14 protein-coding genes are annotated in these 17956 nt (G+C 72.3%); 8 read left to right on the top strand and 6 right to left on the bottom strand.

Annotated elements, in window-relative coordinates; genetic code table 11:
• Nucleotides 1-88: 88 nt before the first annotated feature.
• The 4 genes from ACFC09_RS19310 to ACFC09_RS19295 form a co-directional block, all read right to left on the bottom strand.
• Nucleotides 89-841, bottom strand: a complete 753-nt coding sequence (locus tag ACFC09_RS19310; RefSeq protein WP_376529654.1) for a GntR family transcriptional regulator — start codon at nucleotides 839-841, stop codon at nucleotides 89-91.
• Between the two features lie 146 nt (nucleotides 842-987).
• Nucleotides 988-2283 (bottom strand): DUF4190 domain-containing protein, encoded by a 1296-nt coding sequence (locus ACFC09_RS19305; protein ID WP_376529652.1) that lies wholly within the window; start codon nucleotides 2281-2283, stop codon nucleotides 988-990.
• Nucleotides 2284-2567: 284 nt separating this feature from the next.
• Nucleotides 2568-3470 (bottom strand): hypothetical protein, encoded by a 903-nt coding sequence (locus tag ACFC09_RS19300; RefSeq protein ID WP_376529650.1) that lies wholly within the window; start codon nucleotides 3468-3470, stop codon nucleotides 2568-2570.
• 376 nt (nucleotides 3471-3846) lie between these two features.
• A complete protein-coding gene (locus tag ACFC09_RS19295; RefSeq protein WP_376529648.1) occupies nucleotides 3847-4872 on the bottom strand; it encodes a LacI family DNA-binding transcriptional regulator in 1026 nt (341 codons plus the stop codon).
• A 182-nt stretch (nucleotides 4873-5054) separates the two neighbouring features.
• Here ACFC09_RS19295 and ACFC09_RS19290 point away from each other — a divergent pair, with 182 nt between their 5' ends.
• The 6 genes from ACFC09_RS19290 to ACFC09_RS19265 are packed head-to-tail and all read left to right on the top strand — an operon-like array spanning nucleotide 5055 to nucleotide 10514.
• A complete protein-coding gene (locus tag ACFC09_RS19290; protein ID WP_376529646.1) occupies nucleotides 5055-6092 on the top strand; it encodes an asparaginase in 1038 nt (345 codons plus the stop codon).
• Nucleotides 6089-6970: a polysaccharide deacetylase gene (locus tag ACFC09_RS19285; RefSeq protein WP_376529644.1), complete on the top strand. Its 882-nt coding sequence runs from the start codon at nucleotides 6089-6091 to the stop codon at nucleotides 6968-6970. Before ACFC09_RS19290 ends, ACFC09_RS19285 begins: the two co-directional genes overlap by 4 nt.
• 3 nt (nucleotides 6971-6973) lie before the next feature.
• Nucleotides 6974-8332, top strand: a complete 1359-nt coding sequence (locus ACFC09_RS19280) for an MFS transporter (protein ID WP_376529642.1) — start codon at nucleotides 6974-6976, stop codon at nucleotides 8330-8332.
• Complete coding sequence (locus ACFC09_RS19275; RefSeq protein WP_376529640.1) at nucleotides 8329-9132, top strand: SDR family NAD(P)-dependent oxidoreductase; 804 nt, start codon at nucleotides 8329-8331, stop codon at nucleotides 9130-9132. The genes ACFC09_RS19280 and ACFC09_RS19275 overlap by 4 nt, the downstream gene beginning before the upstream one ends.
• 17 nt (nucleotides 9133-9149) lie before the next feature.
• Nucleotides 9150-9902, top strand: coding sequence for an SDR family NAD(P)-dependent oxidoreductase (locus ACFC09_RS19270; RefSeq protein WP_376529638.1), 753 nt, complete (start codon nucleotides 9150-9152; stop codon nucleotides 9900-9902).
• Between the two features lie 21 nt (nucleotides 9903-9923).
• Nucleotides 9924-10514 carry a hypothetical protein gene (locus ACFC09_RS19265; RefSeq protein ID WP_376529636.1) on the top strand — a complete coding sequence of 197 codons (591 nt, stop codon included), beginning with the start codon at nucleotides 9924-9926 and terminating at the stop codon, nucleotides 10512-10514.
• A 133-nt stretch (nucleotides 10515-10647) separates the two neighbouring features.
• On the opposite strand, the gene ACFC09_RS19260 is transcribed toward ACFC09_RS19265, so the two are convergent.
• Nucleotides 10648-12165, bottom strand: a complete 1518-nt coding sequence (locus tag ACFC09_RS19260) for a CehA/McbA family metallohydrolase (protein WP_376529858.1) — start codon at nucleotides 12163-12165, stop codon at nucleotides 10648-10650.
• Nucleotides 12166-12606: 441 nt separating this feature from the next.
• On the bottom strand, nucleotides 12607-13530 hold the full coding sequence (locus ACFC09_RS19255) for an alpha/beta hydrolase (RefSeq protein ID WP_376529634.1): 924 nt from the start codon (nucleotides 13528-13530) through the stop codon (nucleotides 12607-12609).
• A 152-nt stretch (nucleotides 13531-13682) separates the two neighbouring features.
• Between ACFC09_RS19255 and ACFC09_RS19250 the strand changes: the two genes are divergently transcribed.
• Nucleotides 13683-14159 carry a MarR family winged helix-turn-helix transcriptional regulator gene (locus tag ACFC09_RS19250; RefSeq protein ID WP_376529632.1) on the top strand — a complete coding sequence of 159 codons (477 nt, stop codon included), beginning with the start codon at nucleotides 13683-13685 and terminating at the stop codon, nucleotides 14157-14159.
• Nucleotides 14160-14517: 358 nt separating this feature from the next.
• Nucleotides 14518-17931, top strand: a complete 3414-nt coding sequence (locus ACFC09_RS19245) for a CARDB domain-containing protein (RefSeq protein ID WP_376529629.1) — start codon at nucleotides 14518-14520, stop codon at nucleotides 17929-17931.
• Nucleotides 17932-17956 lie beyond the last annotated feature (25 nt).

The following is a 17956-nucleotide window of genomic DNA, read 5'->3' as shown; positions in this document are numbered from 1 at the left end:
GGTCACCTGCGCGAACGTCCGGATCCCAACGGCCCGCGCCGGCCGGCGGATCCGGGAGGCCGGGAGATGAACGCCCCGGGGGCGTGCGCTACTTCACAGGCAGGTGGTACGAAACCCGGTACCGGTCGGCGGGAATGACCACGTCGGCCGTCTCGACCGGCCGGCCCGAGGCGTAGTACGTGCGCTGGAGGACCAGGACGACATGTCCGGGAACGCCGCCGAGCACGTGCAGTTCCTCGGCGAGGCCGGGGCGGGCGCCGACCTCCTCGGTGACGTTGTCCACGATGACGTCGATGGCGCGCATGCGCTCGACCACGCCCATGCCGCCGAGCGGGCCCTCCTCGGGCAGCATCACGGGCGTGCGCCCGGTGACGGCCAGGGGCTCCCAGGAGGTGGAGAGCATCATCGGCTCGCCGCCGTCCCGGAAGAGGTACTTGGTGCACATCACACGGTCGCCGGCCCGGATGCCGAGCCGGTCGGCGACGGCCCCGCTCGCCTCGGTCTGCTCGGTGTGGGACTCCCAGGTGCCGCGGGCGGCGATGTCGGCCTGCTCCTGCCGGAACGGTGTGGCGCCGCCGTCCGGCCGGAACCCGGAACGGGCCACCCGCCGGGGCATCGGCCGCTCGCGCACGTACGTCCCCGAGCCGGAGCGTCCCTCTACCAGCCCCTCGGCCATCAGCACCTTGCGCGCCTCCAGCGCGACCGTGTCCGAGACGCCGTACTCCTGGCGGATCCGGGCCTGTGAGGGGAGTCGGGTGTGGGGCGGCAGTGAACCGTCGACGATCTTCTGGCGGAGATCACCCGCAACCCGCAGGTACGCCGGCTGTTCACCGAAAGTCACTGGCCGCTCCCATCAGGTTGTACAGACAGCAACAGAGTGGCAACCGTGGGTTGAGCCATGCAAGCAAAGGCCAGAGAATCACTCGATGTGATTACCCCCCGCCGGGAGGGCCGTGCCCAGGCATTTTCTCCCCGCTCCCGCCGCGATCACACCTCCAATCCGGTACCGCCCGAGTCACCGCCCGCCCCGCTGCCGCCCACCTCGTACGACGGCGGGGTCGTGGTCAGCCCCAGAGCCTTGCGTGCGGTGACCGTCCGGTCCGGTTCGAGCAGCCGGAAGCCCTTCTCGTAGTGCGCGTAGAAGGTGTCCGCGTCACCGGCCCCGGCCGCCTTCGACCACTCCGTCCGGGCCTTGTCGAGGTCGTCCGCGAGGGACGTCACCGGCCCGTTCACGTCCTGCGGCCAGTCGTGCCCGCGCAGCATCCCGCTCTGCTGGGCCAGCGCCGCGGTGACCCGGCGCGCCCACGCCCGGTGTCCCGGCAGGTCGTCCTCGACGTACTGCTCGGGCACCGTGTCCAGGGCCGCGTTCAGGACGTGCGCGGCCTTCAGATAGGCGATCTGGTGGGTGTCGAGGACGGTCTCGTCGTTGCGCAGCGGGCCGGTCAGCTTCTGGCCCTCGGTCGTGTTGCCGAACAGGCAGGTCACCAGTCGGTCGTCGGCCTCCCAGCTCTGCCGGGTGGGCACCAGGTAGTACACGTCCACGTCGTCGGGGACGGCCCAGGTGTCCATCGCGTAGCTGTCCTGGAGTCCGTAGCAGCGGCTGCCGGCGGTCTCGTCCATCGACTCCTCGCCCGGGTACGGGCCGTCCGGCAGGTGGAAGGAGGCGAACACCTCGGCGTCGTGCGCCTCGGCGCAGGCGACCTTGGTGAGGTCGTACGTCTCGCCCCGGAGGGAACCGCCCGGCGCGTCGAAGCACTCGCCCTTGGACAGCGAGAAGACCGCGCTGTCGCGCGCGCCCTCCTTGACCCCCTCCCAGAAATCGCCCGCCGCGCCGGTGCCGAACACCAGCGCCCACAGCACGAGCCCGATCACGGACAGCACGGAGCCGCCGACCGCCAGGCCCTTGCCGCGCTCCCCGCGCCGCTTGATCTGCCGGAGGGCGATCACCCCCAGGACCAGCCCCACGCCCGGCAGGCAGCACAGGACGCCGAGGACGAGGGAGGAGATGGCCAGCCCGTTCACGGGCACCGGCCGGCCGTAGGGGTCGTGGCCCGGTCCCCACCCGGGGTGCGGCGGCTGCCCCTGGGGACCGGGCGGGTACGGCTGCTGCCCGTACGGGCCCTGGGGATAGGGGCCTTGGGCATACGGGCCTTGGGCATACGGGCCGTGGGCATACGGGCCGTGCGCGTACGGATCCTGCGGATACGCGTCCGGCGGATACGGACCGGGCTGCGGGTGCTGCCCTTCGGGCTGCTGAGGACCGGGGGGCGGAGGTATGGACACCGGTACCGTGCTCCTGGTTCGAACGACAAAGGCGCGAACTGACGTACGACTTCGCGCATCGTAAGCGCGGTCCGGGCAGGGACGGAATCCGGCCGCACCGCGCGACGGCCCTGCCGCGCCGGTGCGCGGCGGCCGGCCCGCTCACGGCCCCGGGCCGGCCGCGGAACGCGGAGGGCCGTGTCCGAGCGCCGTACCGCAGCCGTCCGCCGTACCGGGACCGGCCGGGTCACGCCCCGGCCCGCCCGGCGCCACCGCCGCCGCCCACGCGGCAGGGGCACGGGCCGTCAGTCACACGGGACTTCCTCGACGACGTTCTCCCCGAAGCGCCAGGAACCCCGGTTGCCGAACGCCTCGGCGCGCAGCCCCATGTCCCGGCCGATCCGGGCGGCCCGCCGGTGCGACACGTCCGGGTAGTCCGCCGGGTGCACCCGGACGTAGCCGCTGCGGTCGGCGGGATACGTGCGCAGTGCCTCGCGCAGCCGCTCCTCCTGCTCGTCCGGGGTGCCGCGGCCGGCGGCCGGGCACGTCTCCCGCGGCCCGGCGCAGGTCTTCGGCGCGTCGTGCTGGTCCCGCAGCGTGGTGTCCGGTCCGCGCCAGGCCATCCAGCCGACGGCGGCGAGCGCGGCGACGACGAGCAGCCCCGCGCCGACCACGTCGCCGGTGGCGTCCGCCTGGCCCGGTGTCTGGGGGCGGAGTACACCAGCGGGGTCCTCGATCACCCGGATGCGCTGCCCGACGTCGAACCGGTCGGACGTGGCCTTCAGCGCGGGACCGGGGACCTCGGTGCCGTCCAGGTGCTCCACCTCGTAGTTGTAGCCGCGGGGCCCCCGCCCCTGCGCCGGGTCGCGCCACTCCTTCACCACCGTCACGGTGGTCTCCTCGCCGCGCCGCTGGAGGGTGAGGTCGTCGCGGACCACGGAGGCGATGTACGCGGACATCGCGGACGCGAACACGATGAAGAGGGCCGCGGAGAAGCTGTACTCCCAGGCGCCCAGCCCGGCGAGGAGCGCGATCAGCACCACCCCGTGCCCGATCCACAGGAGCATCTCGCCGACGGGCCCGATGTCGTCCGCGAGCAGGAACATCCCCCAGATACCGGCGAGCACGTAGCAGCCGGTGCCGATCGCCAGCGGCCCGCGGTAGCGCACCCGGATCGCCCCCACCTCGCCCTCGTAGCCGGCCCTCACGTCCGCCTCCCTGTCCCGGCGCCCTCCTGCGGCAGGCCGCCCGCGGCACCGCCGGACCCTTCCCCACGGGACGCGCCGCATAATCGAGGCCGTCAACTTCCGCGGCCCGCCGCCGCCCGCACGTAGGTACCGGCGGGCGAGTGACGCCGCGGGCCGACCGCCCGGCAGGGTCCCGCCGATCCTGCGGGTACCGAAGGCCCTGCGGGTCCCGAAGGCCCTGCCGGTCCTGCGGGCCCTTCCGGTCCTGCGGGCCCTGACAGGGCGTCAGCGGACGGCGGCCGTTCGCCGGAAGGCGGCCGTTCGCCAGAAGGCAGCCGTTCGCCAGAAGGCAGCCGTTCGCCAGAAGGCAGCCGTTCGCCGGGAGGCGGCCCTGCGGCTACGCCTCCGGGACCGTCGACGCGCGGGCGACGAGATGCGGGCGCAGCCGCCGGGAGCGGACGTCTTCCTCGCGCAGCCGCCGCAGCAGCAGGCCCATGGCCTGGCGGCCCATGTCGAACATGGGCGAGTGGATCGTGGTGAGCGGCACCGGGATCTCGGCGACGACGGGGATGTCGTTGTACCCGACGACGGCCACGTCCGCGCCCGGCCGCAGCCCGTGTTCCCGCAGCGCCCCTATGACGCCGATCGCGGCGGTGTCGTTGACGGCGAAGATGGCCGTGGGGCGGGGATTCAGCCGCAGCAGTTCGGCGCCCGCCGCGTGCCCTCCGGAGTTGTCGAAGCGCGAGTGGAGCACGTACTCCGGGGGCAGCGGCAGGCCGGCCTTCTCGTAGCGGCGGACGAAACCGGCGGTGCGCTCCGCACCGGTGCTGGCGTAGGGCTCCCCGGCCACCACCCCGACCTGCCGGTGGCCGAGTTCCAGCAGGTGCTCGGCGGCCAGGCGCCCGCCGAGCAGGTCGTCGGTGGTGACGGACAGATGGCCTTTCAGACGGCGGGAGACCAGGACATAAGGGATTTTCCGGTCGGCGAGCGTCTGGACCAGTTCGTCGCCGTCGAGCCGGGCGTCACCCAGCACGATGCCGTCGACGCGGCGGGCGAGGAGTTCTTCGAGGCGCTCGCGCCGCAGGGCCGGGTCGTCGGTGGTGTTGACGACGAAGGTGTTGTAGCCGTGCCCGGCGGCCTCCGCGTCCAGGCCCTCGTAGATGCGCGCCAGGACGAAGTCGGTCAGCCGCGGGACCAGGACCCCGAAGACCCGGCTGCGGCCGGTGCGCAGGGCGGTGGCCGCGGGGTCGCGCTGGTAGCCCAGCTCGGCGGCGAGCGCGCGGATGCGTTCGGCGGTGGCGGCGCCGATGCCGGGCGCCCCGGGAGTCAGCGCCCGGGACACGGTCGAGACGTGCACCCCCGCGCGGGCGGCCAGGACGGCCAGGGTCACGGTGCTGTCGGAGGGGGGCGGGGCGGCGGTCACACGACGTTTCTATCGCATCGGCCCGGCGGCCGGGAAACCGCGGTCCGCATCACCTCTTGTCGTCCCGCAAAGGATTGCATAGAGTCCTCGCAATCGTTCGCGCAATCGTTCGCGCAAACGTTCTCGCGGACGATTGTGCAAAGGATTGCTCACCTGTGCGCCCACCGGCCGTGGAGGGACCCGTGACCCGTTTCCGTCTGATCGCCACCGGCGGCACCATCGCGAGCCGGCGGTCGGCAGGGGGCCTGCTGGCCGAGACCACCGGCGCGCAGCTCCTGGCGGCGAGCGAACTGGGCGCTTTGGAGGTGGAGGTCGACGACTTCACCACCAAGGGCAGCTACGCCTTCACCCTGGACGACCTCCTCGCGCTCGTGCGCCGCGTCCACGACGCGCTGGCCCAGGGCGTGGACGGCGTGGTCGTCACCCACGGGACCGACACCATGGAGGAGTCCGCGTTCCTGCTGGACCTCTTCCACGCGGACCCGCGGCCGGTCGTGCTCACCGGCGCGCAGCGGCCCTTCGACAGCCCGGCCCCCGACGGTCCGGCCAACCTCGCGGCCGCGTTCGCCGTCGCGGCGAGCCCCCAGGCGCGGGCGCTCGGGCCGCTGCTGGTCTTCGACGGGCTGGCCTGGCAGGCCCGGGGCGTGCGCAAGGTGGAGACCCTGGCCGCCGCCGCCTTCGGGGCACCCGGGCGCGGCCCCTGTCTGCGCGTGACGCACGATCGCGTACTGCCGCTCGGCGCGCGGTCCCGCCCGTCCGCCTTCGACCTGGACGCCGTACGGGAACTGCCCCGGGTCGACGTCGTCGCCGCCTACGCCGGGGCCGACGGAGCCCTGCTTCAGGCCGCGGTCGCCGCCGGGGCCGGCGGCGTCGTGGTGCAGGCGCTGGGCGCGGGCAACGCGTCCCCGGCGATGACGGCCGCCGTGGCCCGGCTGGTCGACCGGGGCGTGCCGGTGGCCGTGTGCAGCCGGGCGTTCAGCGGCCCGGTCGCCCCGATGTACGGCGGGGGCGGCGGTGCGGATCTGGAACGCGCCGGCGCCGTTTTCGCGAGTGATCTGAGCCCCTGGCAGGCCAGATTGCTACTTTCCGTATCAATTGCCCATAAACCGGAAGATCCCGGAGCCGTTCTCAGACAGTGGCTCCAACAGGAGGCGTCCGCCGGGGCCCACGTCCGGCGGATGTCCGACGGCGCCCGCACATCAGACCAAGGAGCATCATGAGCAAAGAGATCTTCGTGTCCTTCGGTGTGGACATCGACGCGGTGGCCGGGTGGCTCGGCTCGTACGGCGGAGAGGACTCCCCCGACGACATCTCCCGCGGCATGTTCGCCGCCGAGGTCGGCGTGCCGCGGGTCCTCGAACTCTTCCGCCGGCACGGCCTCACCCAGACCTTCTTCTGGCCGGGGCACTCGATCGAGACCTTCCCCGAGCAGTTCGACGCCTGTGTCGCCGCCGGGCACGAGATCGGTGTGCACGGCTACTCGCACGAGAACCCGATCGCGATGAGCCGCGAGCAGGAGTCGACGGTCCTGGACCACTGCATCGGCCTCATCCAGTCGCGCACCGGCCGCCGGCCCACCGGGTACGTCGCGCCCTGGTGGGAGTTCTCCCCGGTGACCAACGAACTGCTGCTGGAGCGCGGCATCAAGTACGACCACTCCCTCATGCACCGCGACTTCGAGCCGTACTACGTCCGCGTCGGCGACAGCTGGACCAAGATCGATTACGACGCGCCGGCCGAGTCGTGGATGAAGCCCCTCGTACGCGGCCGGGAGACCGACCTCATCGAGATCCCGGCCAACTGGTACCTCGACGACCTGCCGCCGATGATGTTCATCAAGGCCAGCCCCAACAGCCACGGCTTCGTCAACCCCCGCGACATCGAGTCGATGTGGCGCGACCAGTTCGACTGGGTCCACCGCGAGAGCGACTACGCGGCGTTCACCATGACCATCCACCCCGATGTCTCCGGCCGACCCCAGGTACTCCTCGCCCTCGAACGGCTGATCGAGCACATCGGCTCCCACGAGGGTGTCCGCTGGAGCACCTTCGACACCATCGCCGACGACTTCGCCCGACGCCGTCCCCGGGAGGTCTGAGCCATGTCCTCCTCCACCTCCGCGCAGACCGCGGGCGTGCCCGTCTGGGAACGTCCCGTGACGTCCCGGTCGCTGATGCGCATATCCGCCGTGTGTTTCCTCGCCTGGGTGGTGTCGGTCTACGACTACACCCTCTTCGGCACCCTGCTGCCCAAGATCGCCGACAGTTTCGGCTGGTCAACGGCGCACGCCACCAACGTCGCCACCTGGGTGACCGTCGGCACCTTCGTCATCGCGCTCACCGTCGGCCCGCTGCTGGACCGCGTCGGCCGCAAGCGCGCCCTGGTCATCGCCATCCTCGGCGCGGCGCTCAGCTCCGGGTTCACCGGCCTGGCCGCCGGCGCCGTCTCCCTGGTCGTGATCCGCGCCTTCTCCGGGTTCGGCTACTCGGAGGAACTGGTCAACACCGTCTACCTCAACGAGATGTACGGCAAGGCGCGCAGCCGCGGCTTCATGTACAGCTTCGTGCAGAGCGGTTGGCCGGTGGGGGCGCTGCTCTCGGCGGGACTGACCGCCGCGCTGCTGCCCACCCTGGGCTGGCGCTGGTCCTTCGTCGTCGCCGTGGTCCCCTCCGTCCTGGTCGCCCTCGCCGCCTGCAGGCTGCCCGAGTCGCCTGCCTTCGCGGCCCTCAAGGAGATACGACGGCTGAAGGCCGACGGGGACACCGCCGCGGCCGACGACCTCTCCCGGCGCATGGGTATGACGGTGTCCGGCGAGGCCAAGGCGACCCTGCGCGACGTGTTCGCGCCGGGGCTGCGCCGCCACACCGTCTGCCTGTCGCTGGCCTGGCTGTTCAACTGGATGGCCATCCAGGTGTTCTCGGTGCTCGGCACCACCGTCCTCACCCAGGGCAAGCACGTCTCCTTCAGCAACGCCCTGCTGGTCCTGGTCCTCGCCAACGCGGTCGGCTTCGCCGGCTACCTGTTCCACGGCTGGATCGGGGACCGCGTCGGCCGCCGGTCCACCATCATCGTCGGCTGGACCATCGGCGCCGTCCTCACCGCCCTGATGCTGCTCGGCCCCGACTCCAGCGCCTTCGTCATCCCCCTGTACGCGCTGTCGCTGTTCTTCCTGACCGGTCCGTACGCGGCCCTGCTGTTCTACATGGGCGAGTCCTTCCCCGCCCAGGTCCGCGGTCTCGGCCCGAACGTGGCGCACACCATGGGCCCGGTCGGCGCGATCGTGGGCTCGGCGCTGCTGACCGGCCTGCTCAGCGCCGGGACCTCCATGGTCGTGGCGGCCCTGATCGCCGGGTCCGCCTTCATGCTGGCCTCCGGTGTGGTCATGCTCGGCACCAACCGCGTGGACCAGGGCGAACGGACCGCGGCGCCGCGCCTGCACCCCGAAGGAGCCGTCTCATGACCGCCCCCGGGCAGTCCGCTCCGGCCCGCGACGACGGCCTGACCGGTCAGGTCGCCGTCATCACCGGGGGCGCGAGCGGCATCGGCAGGGCACTGGCGGTCGCCTACGCGCGCGCCGGCGCCGTCAGCGTGCTCGGCCACTACCCGAAGGACCCGCACGACGTACGGCAGACGGTCCGCGAGGTCGAGGCCGCCGGCGGCCGGGCCCTGGCCGTCGACGTCGACATCCGCGACCCCGAACAGTCCGACGCCCTGGCACAGGCGGCCGTGGACCACTACGGCCGGCTCGACATCGCCGTGGCCGCGGCCGGGATCCTGCGCCGCGCCCCGCTCGCCGACCTCAGCGACCGGGCCTGGGACGACATGCTCTCCGTCGATCTCACGGGCGTCCTGCGCCTGTTCCGCTCCGCGGCCGGCGTGATGACCGGTCCGGGCGCCATGGTCGCCGTCTCCTCCATCGCCGGCGGGGTCTACGGCTGGGACGACCACGCCCACTACGCCGCCGCGAAGTCCGGCGTGCTGGGGCTGTGCCGCTCGCTGGCCGTGGAACTCGCCCCGCGGGGCATCCGCGTCAACTGCGTCATCCCCGGCCTGATCGAGAGCCCGCAGTCGCTCGACCCGGTCAACTCGCTGGGCCCCGAGGGTCTGGCCGAGGCCGGCCGGATCATCCCCTGGGGACGGGTGGGCTCCACGGACGAGGCGGCGCGCACCATCCGCTTCCTCACCGGTGCCGACGCCGCCTACGTGACCGGGCAGCACCTCATCGTCGACGGCGGTCTCACCGTCCGCTGGCCGAGCTGAAGGAAACCGACACCGCCATGAGTCAGTCACTGAAACAGCGCGTCGCCGTCGTCACCGGCGCCGCGAGCGGGATCGGCGCGGCCGTCGCCGACGCCTTCGCGGCCGAGGGCGCCCGCCTCTTCCTCGCCGACCGCGACCTCGACGGCGCCGAGGCGACCGCGGCCCGGACCCGGGCGGCAGGCACCACGGCGACCACCCACCGGGTCGACCTCACCGACGCGGACGCCACCCGCGCGATGATCGACACGGCGCACCGGGAGTTCGGGCGCATCGACATCCTCGTCAACTGCGCCGGGCTGCTCACCGAGGTGCCCTTCGTCGACATGCCGGTGCACATCTGGGACGAGATGATCGACGTGGACCTGCGCAGCGTGTTCCTGTGCTGCCGCTGGACGGCGCCCCTCATGGTCCGCCAGGGCACGGGCCGCATCATCAACGTCTCCTCGCAGCTCGCGCTGAAGGGCGGCGAGAGCCTGGTCCACTACTCCGCGGCCAAGGCCGGGGTCATCGGCCTCACCAAGGCCCTGGCCCGCGAACTCGCCCCGCACGGCGTCCTGGTGAACGCCATCGCCCCCGGCCCCGTCGAGACCCCGATGGTGGCCGGGATCAGCGAGGACTGGAAGAAGGCGAAACGCGCCGAACTCCCCCTGGGCCGCTTCGGCGTGCCGACGGAGGTGGCCCCGACCGCCGTACTGCTCGCCGGTGACCCCTCGGGCAACCTGTACGTCGGGCAGGTCCTCGGGCCCAACAGCGGCGACGTGATGCCCTGAACACCCCGGGGAAGGGGAACCATGTGCGGCGCGTGCGGTACCGGTACGGTCCGTCCGCCCTGGGAGGTCGTCCTGGCGGGCGACCGTCCCGCGGACCGGCGGCGACGGGCGGCGGCCGCCGCCGAGGCTGCGGGCGGCCGGGTCGGGGTCGCCCCGTGGGGCGCCGCCGGTTACCTCGTCACCCCGCGGACCGGCCCCCCGAGGCACGTACCCGACCTCGACCGGCTCGCCGCCTGTCTCCTCCCGTACCTGCGCCGGCACCACCCGCTGCCGGAGTGCCCCGCCTGCCCGCACGAGGCGGCACGCCACCGGGTGGTCCTGCCCGCCGGCCCGGACCCGCAACGCCTCGCCGTCTGGGCGGCGCTGGCCGGCGCCCACGGCGGCGCGGGACGGCTCGGGATCGAGATCCACGTACCGGGCGGGCCTCCCCTGTCCGCGTCCGCGACGCCTGAACACCCGTCGGACGATGCACCGGTGCGGGTACGCCCCGGCAGCCCCGCCGGGCCGGCCGTCGTACTGTGCGGGCCGCACGCCGTGGAGTACGCGGACCATCTGCGCCGGCACCTCGGTCCGGTGCCGCGGCGCGACGCGAGCGCGCCCCCTGCCGGGTGAGGGGATCCACCCGGCGGGACGGGTCAGTCGTGAGGGAGGCCGCCGCCGCGTGGGCTCCGCTCCGCCACCGGCACGGGCGCGATGAGGCGGTGTGCCTCGCCGCGCCCAGGAGGCACGACGTCCGTCGGTTCGCCTAGCCCTTCGTCACCAGGAAGACCGGGTTGGTCAGGGCGGCCATCGGGCCGAACATCAGGGCGTCGCCCATGGTGTTGCCCTGGCCGGGGCTGCCGTCCGCCATCGGGTGGCGCACCTCGGCGCGTACGTACGACACGAGCGAGGCGGTCGTCCGCCACACCACGGTGCCGGAACCGGAGGCGCCCACCGACTCCTGGTGCATCTGGCCCTCGTCGGTGATGAAGCGGACGGTGCCGCCCGGGACGCCCTCGACGTCGAGGCGGACGTCCACCGGCGCGTCGGCGGGGACGGTCAGCTTCTCGCCGATGCCGGCCTGCTTGCCGTTGCCGGTGGCGGTGAAGGTCAGCTTGACGGAGGACGACTCCGCGATCCAGCTCCGGCCCGCGCGGATACCGGCCATGACGGCGTCGGTGGCCAGGTCGTCCGCCTGGACGACGTTGTGCGGCAGGCCGATGACGTTCGGCACGCTGTGCGCGTCGCTGTTGCCCATGGCCGGGAGCCAGCGCTTGCCGGTGCGGACGGCCTCACCGAGCTTCTGGTCCCAGGTGCTGACCGCGTGCTCGTCGTCGTAGGTCCACGGGCCGGTCCACACCTCGGTGGCATCGGCGTCGTCGAAGCCGAACTTCCACTGGCTGGCTATGTAGGCGCAGTACATGTGCGCGGGGACCACGAGACCGCCGCCGCGGTGCACCTGGCGCGCGAAGCGGCCGAAGTCGTCGTCGCGCGAGCGGTAGCGCCAGTCGATCCACTCACCGGGCGGGAGGCCGAGGGCCAGCCAGTGACCGTTGCGGGTGGTGACCTCCTCACCGGTCATGATCAGCAGGTCCGAGCCGGCGTACTCGCCCCACACCGCGTGCGAGGAGGAGGTGTTGTGGTCGGTGGAGACCATGAAGTCGAGGCCGGCGGCGCGCGCACCGGCGGCGACCTCGCTCGGCAGACGCTTGCCGTCGGAGTAGACGGTGTGCAGGTGGCAGTCGCCGCGGTACCAGTCACGGCCGCGGCCCTTGGCTCGCTGCGGCGGGTAGTTCTTCACGTACGCGGGGCCGGGCTCGCCGTATGTCAGGGTCACCTGGACCTGGTAGTTCAGGCCCTGCGGCGCCACCTGGTAGGGGCCGAGGACGATGTGCCAGGTGCCGGCGTTGACCGGGCCGGGCAGGTATCCCGGCGTGGCGTCGCTGTTGCTGATCTCGAACGAGGTGCGGAAACCACCGGACCAGCCGCGGAAGCCACGGCCGCCGAGGGCGATGCCCCGCTCGTCGAACACACCGATGTCGCAGGAGTTGCCCGGGGTGCCGGAGGGCACGGACGGCTTGTCGTAGGAGTACGAGACCGCGATCTTCTGCACGCCCTTGGGGACCTCGACCGGGAGGTAGACGAAGTCCGCGACCCCGGTCTCCAGGAACCCGCTGATGGTGCGGGTCACGTCACCGCTGGTGGGCGCGGCACCGGCGGAGGAGCCGTCGGCCGCCTGCGCGAACGACACCGGGGCCAGGGTGAGGGCGGCGGCGCCGGCCATCCCCACGGTCAGCAGCCGCCGCCGGCCGAGGCCGGCGTCCGAGCCGCCGGCGCCCACGGCATCGGCCGGGAGCGGGTTGACATTGTTTTCGCAATGTCCGTCAAGACACATATTGCCCTCTGCAAGATCGGTGATCGGTGCTCGTTGAACACACCGGAAGCCCTCAGACACTGATCCGGCCCGGTGGACGGCGGGTGATGTCGGAATGAAGGGTTTGCGGCAGACGGGCATAGACCTGCAAAGATGTGCTAACGGAGCCGAACCCGTCACAGCGGGTGAACGGCGGTCGGGACGAGCCCGGCCGCCGGGCGGGGCCCGGCCGGGGCCCGCCGCGCACCGCGTGCGGGGAGTGCGGACACACCGTCCGGCTCACCGCGTGCGGGGAGTACGGACACACCGTCCGGCTCACCGCGTGCGGGGAGTACGGACACACCGTCCGGCTCACCGGGCCCGGCTGTCCGCCGCGCCCGGAATGCGCAGGTGCTGGCCCAGGAAGAAGGCCGCGCGGTCCAGCGCCTCGTCGGCCTCGTCGAGGACGCCGGCGAACGACTGGAACACATGAGGTACGTCGGCGGTGACGTCGAGGATGACGTCCACCCCGGCGGCCGTCGCGCGGGCGGCCAGCCGCGTGGAGTCGTCCAGGAGCACCTCGTTGGTGCCCACCTGGAGGAGCATCGGCGGGAAGCCGGTGAGGTCGGCGAGGGCGGCCGGGCTGAGCAGGGGCTGGTTCGGGTCCTGCCCCGCGAGGTACATGACCTCGGTGTGGCGCAGGGACTCGCGGGTGAAGAACGGGTCGACGCCCTCCTTGGTGACCATGCTCTCGCCCGTCCGGCCCGCGTCGAGTCCGGCGGAGAACGCCACGATCGCCGCGGGGAGGGGCAGGCCCGCGTCGCGGGCGGCCAGGCAGGTGGTGACGGTGAGGCCGCCCCCGGCGGAGTCCCCGGCGAACACGATGGCGGACGGGTCCTCGCCGCTGTCGAGGAGGGCGCGGTAGGCGCTCAGGGTGTCCTCGACGGCGGCGGGGAAGGGGTGCTCGGGGGCGAGCCGGTAGTCCAGTGAGAGCGCCTTGATCCCGGTCCGGGCGACGAGGTTGCCCGTCAGCGACAGCGCGGTCTCGGGCGACCCGAACACGAAGGCGCCGCCGTGGAAGTACAGGAGGGTCCCAGGTCGCGGGGTCCCGGCCGGTTCGACCAGCAGGGCGGGGCGCGGGCCGAGCGTCGTGGCCGTGGTGCGGATCCCGTCCGGGACCCTCGTCTCGGCCATCATCTCCCGGAATCCGGCCCGTAGTTCCTCCACCGGTACGGGGCCCGCCGGCCGGGGCTGCCGCACCATCGCGTCGATCATCGCGCGCTGTTCCCTGCTCATGTTCCGCTCCTCGCTCTCGTCGTGGGCGTCCGGTGCCGCGAGCCCGGCCGCTGACGTGAGCCCGGCCGGTGCCGCGAGCAGCCGGTGCCGTATGGGTGGCCGGAGGCGTCAGTGGCCCACCGCCGCACATAGCTGCCGCTACACTATATGCCGTGGCATATACATCTGGCGACGACACCTCCGGCCTCCCGGCCTTCTTCTCCGACCTCGTACGGTGCGAGACGCGTCTGTACAACGCGCTGAACGACCGCCTTCGCGAGCGGCACGGCATTGTCACCTCGCAGTTCGAGTTGCTGCGCCGCCTCCGGGACCACCCCGGGGCGCGGGTCGCGGACCTCGCCGCGGAGTTCGCGATCGGCATCGGGGCGACCAGCAAGAGCGTCGACCGGCTGGAGCGGCACGGCTGGGTCGCCCGGCAGCGGAATCCGGCGGACCGCCGCTCGTCACTGCTGGCGCTGACCGACGAGGGCCTGCGGCTGGTCGACGCGGCCGACCGCACCTTCACGGAGCGACTGGCCGAGCTGATCGGGGGCGCTCTGGACGAAGCCGCGACGGCAGCCGCCGCGCGGACCTTCGCACTGCTGCGCTCCGCGCTGGAACGCGACCGGATCGGCATGCCCACGGGGTGACGGGCGCCCGCGGACCGACTGCCGCACTCCGGCCATGTAAGCCGTGTCCATGCCATTGACAAAGAGCGGGTAAACCTGAAATCTGTCACCCAAGAGCCGCAAAATATCAATGAGTTGACGCAAAATCACAACTTTGTTGAGTGGTGCCGACCCGCCGGGCAGTTCCGCCTGCCCGGGTCGCCCCGCGTCCCGGTCCCGCACGACCGCGTCACCTCACGGCCCGGCACACCCACGCGCCCCTTCGCACCACCAGCGTCGCCCCGCACCACCGGCACCACCACGCGCAGCCCCTCCGTATCACCGTCGTAGCACCGTGTGCTCCCACCCCCAGTCGTCCCTGCCATGGAACGAGGACGCCATGAGACGGAAACGATTCGGCCTGCGGACGATCACCGGCCTGCTCCTGGCCGGCCTGATCACCGTGGGCCTCCAGCCCGCTGTCGCGACCGCCGCGGAGGCCGCCGCGGAAGCCCCCGCGGGGCCCAACCTCGCGCTCGGCAAGAGCGCCACGGCCGGCGGATCCAACGGCAGCCATCCCGCCGCCAACGTCACCGACGGCAGCCAGCAGAGCTACTGGGAGGGCCCCGCCGGGTCCTTCCCGCAGTGGGTCCGGGTCGACCTGGGCTCCGCCGTCGAGGTGGACCAGGTCGTACTGAAGCTGCCCGCCTCCTGGGAGGCGCGGAGCCAGACCCTCGCCGTCGAGGGCAGCTCCGACGGCTCGGCCTTCAGCACGCTGTCCGCCTCGGCCGCCACCCGCTTCGACCCGGCCGCCGCGGGCTCGGTCAGCGTCGACCTCACCGCCCGCACCGTGCGCTACGTCCGGGTCCAGGTGAGCGCCAACACCGGCTGGAACGCCGCCCAGCTCTCCGAGCTGGAGGTCTACGGCACCGGGGGCGGCGACCCCACGACCCCGCCCCTGGACGGCGCCAACCTGGCCCGGGGCAAGCCGATCGAGGCGTCCTCGACCACCCAGAACTTCAACGCGGCGAACGCCAACGACGGCCAGGTCACCAGCTACTGGGAGTCCAGCGGCCACCCCGCCACCCTCACCGTCCGGCTCGGCGCGAACGCCGACGTCACCGGGGTCACGGTCAAGCTGAACCCCGATCCGGCCTGGGCGGCCAGGACCCAGACCGTCGAGGTCCTCGCCCGTGAGCAGGCCGCGACCGGCTTCACCTCGGTGAAGGCCGCCGCCGTCTACAGCTTCAGCCCGAGCGCGAACACCAACACCGTCACCATCCCGGTGACCGGGCGCTTTGCCGACGTACAGCTCAAGTTCACCGCCAACTCCAGCGGATACGGCGCGCAGGTCGCCGAGTTCGAGGTGATCGGGACCGCCGCCCCCAACCCCGACCTGGTGGTGAACGACCTGACGTGGACGCCGGCGTCGCCCGTCGAGACGGACACCGTCACCGTCCAGGCGACCGTGCGCAACGCGGGCACCGCCGCGTCCCCGGCCTCCACGGTCAACGTCAGCGTGGACGGCACCATCGCCGGCAGCGCCCCGGTCGGCGCCCTCGCCGCCGGTGCCACCGCGACCGTCCCGGTGGGCATCGGCAAACGCGCCACGGGCAGCTACACCGTCTCCGCCGTGGTCGACCCCACGGACACCGTGCCCGAACTCGACAACACCAACAACAGCCGCACCGCCACGAACAAACTGACCGTCGCCCAGGCCCCCGGCCCGGACCTGGAGGTCACCGGCATCACCACCAACCCGTCCAGCCCGGCCGCCGGCACCGCCGTCTCCTTCACGGTCGCCGTGCACAACCGGGGCACCACGGCCGTCGCGGCCGGTACGGTCACCCGGCTGGTGGCGGGCGGCCAGACCCTGAACGGCACCGCCGGGGCGATCGCCGCGGGCGCCACCCAGCAGGTCGCGATCAGCGGCACCTGGACCGCGACCAGCGGGGCCGTCGTGCTCGCGGCGACCGCGGACGCCACCAACACCGTCGCCGAGACCAACGAGAACAACAACGTCTTCTCCCGTTCGATCGTGGTCGGCCGCGGCGCCGCCGTGCCGTACGTCGAGTACGAGGCCGAGCAGGGCACCTACACCGGCACCCTGCTGACCACCGACCAGAAGCGCACGTTCGGCCACACCAACTTCGCCACCGAATCCTCCGGCCGGCAGTCGGTGCGGCTCGCCTCCACCGGCCAGTACGTGCAGTTCACCTCCACCAGCCCGGCCAACTCCCTGGTGGTCCGCAACTCCATCCCGGACGCCCCGGGCGGCGGCGGCCAGGAGGCCACCATCAGCCTCTACGCGAACGGCACCTTCGTCCGCAAGATCAATCTGACCTCCAAGTACAGCTGGCTGTACGGCAACACCGACTCGCCCGAGGGCCTGACCAACACCCCGGGGACCGACGCGCGCCGCCTCTTCGACGAGTCGAACGCGCTGCTCACCCAGACCTACCCGGCGGGCACCGTCTTCCGGTTGCAGCGCGACGCCGGTGACACCGCCGCGTACTACGTCATCGACCTGGTCGATCTCGAACAGGTCGCCCCGCCCGCCGCGCAGCCCGCGGGCTGTGTCTCCATCACCGAGTACGGTGCCGTCCCGAACGACGGGCTCGACGACACCGACGCCATCCAGCGCGCGGTGACCGCGGACCAGAACGGGCAGATCGACTGCGTGTGGATCCCGGCCGGCCAGTGGCGCCAGGAGCAGAAGATCCTCACCGACGACCCGCTCAACCGCGGCCAGTACAACCAGGTCGGCATCAGCAACGTCACCATCCGGGGCGCCGGGATGTGGCACTCCCAGCTCTACACCCTCACCCCGCCGCAGCAGGCGGGCGGCATCAACCACCCGCACGAGGGCAACTTCGGCTTCGACATCGACGGCAACACCACCATCTCCGACATCGCCATCTTCGGCTCGGGCACCATCCGGGGCGGCGACGGCGGCGCCGAGGGCGGAGTCGGGCTCAACGGCAGGTTCGGCAAGAACACCAAGATCAGCAACGTGTGGATCGAACACGCCAACGTGGGCGTCTGGGTGGGCCGCGACTACGACAACATCCCCGAGCTGTGGGGACCCGCCGACGGCCTCCAGTTCACCGGGATGCGCATCCGCGACACCTACGCGGACGGCATCAACTTCACCAACGGCACCCGCAACTCGTCGGTGGAGAACTCGTCCTTCCGCAACACCGGGGACGACGCCCTCGCCGTGTGGGCCAACAAGTACGTCAAGGACCAGTCGGTCGACATCGGCCACGACAACCACTTCCGCAACAACACGATCCAGCTGCCCTGGCGGGCCAACGGCATCGCGGTCTACGGCGGCTACGGCAACACCATCGAGAACAACCTGGTCTACGACACCATGAACTACCCGGGCATCATGCTGGCGACCGACCACGATCCGCTGCCGTTCTCCGGGCAGACCCTCATCGCCAACAACGCCCTGTACCGCACCGGCGGCGCGTTCTGGGGCGAGGCCCAGGAGTTCGGGGCCATCACCCTGTTCGCCCAGGGCCAGGGCATTCCGGGGGTCGTGATCCGGGACACCGAGATCCATGACTCGACGTACGACGGGATCCAGTTCAAGTCCGGCGGCGGCACGGTGACCGCGCAGATCAGCAACGTCACCATCGACAAGTCCAACAACGGCTCCGGCATCCTCGCCATGGGCGGCGCCCGCGGCAGCGCCACCCTGTCCGACGTCACCGTCACGAACTCGGCCCAGGGCGACATCCTGGTCGAACCCGGCTCACAGTTCGTGATCAACCAGGGGGTGAAGGGCGCCGGCGACGGGCGTTGACCTTCGGCTCCGCCAGGGACAGCGG

It is taken from the genome of Streptomyces sp. NPDC056161, from assembly GCF_042268025.1.
Classification (GTDB): domain Bacteria; phylum Actinomycetota; class Actinomycetes; order Streptomycetales; family Streptomycetaceae; genus Streptomyces.
The sequence above is the reverse complement of the archived record's forward strand: the minus strand, read 5'-3'. Positions and strand labels throughout refer to the sequence as shown.

What these genes read in the sequence shown, in the direction of transcription:
- ACFC09_RS19285 (WP_376529644.1), top strand. Translation starts at nt 6,089, where the DNA reads ATGAGCAAAGAGATCTTCGTGTCCTTCGGTGTGGACATCGACGCGGTG.
- ACFC09_RS19280 (WP_376529642.1), top strand. Translation starts at nt 6,974, where the DNA reads ATGTCCTCCTCCACCTCCGCGCAGACCGCGGGCGTGCCCGTCTGGGAA.
- ACFC09_RS19275 (WP_376529640.1), top strand. Translation starts at nt 8,329, where the DNA reads ATGACCGCCCCCGGGCAGTCCGCTCCGGCCCGCGACGACGGCCTGACC.
- ACFC09_RS19270 (WP_376529638.1), top strand. Translation starts at nt 9,150, where the DNA reads ATGAGTCAGTCACTGAAACAGCGCGTCGCCGTCGTCACCGGCGCCGCG.
- ACFC09_RS19265 (WP_376529636.1), top strand. Translation starts at nt 9,924, where the DNA reads ATGTGCGGCGCGTGCGGTACCGGTACGGTCCGTCCGCCCTGGGAGGTC.
- ACFC09_RS19260 (WP_376529858.1), bottom strand. Translation starts at nt 12,165, where the DNA reads ATGGCCGGCGCCGCCGCCCTCACCCTGGCCCCGGTGTCGTTCGCGCAG.
- ACFC09_RS19255 (WP_376529634.1), bottom strand. Translation starts at nt 13,530, where the DNA reads ATGAGCAGGGAACAGCGCGCGATGATCGACGCGATGGTGCGGCAGCCC.
- ACFC09_RS19245 (WP_376529629.1), top strand. Translation starts at nt 14,518, where the DNA reads ATGAGACGGAAACGATTCGGCCTGCGGACGATCACCGGCCTGCTCCTG.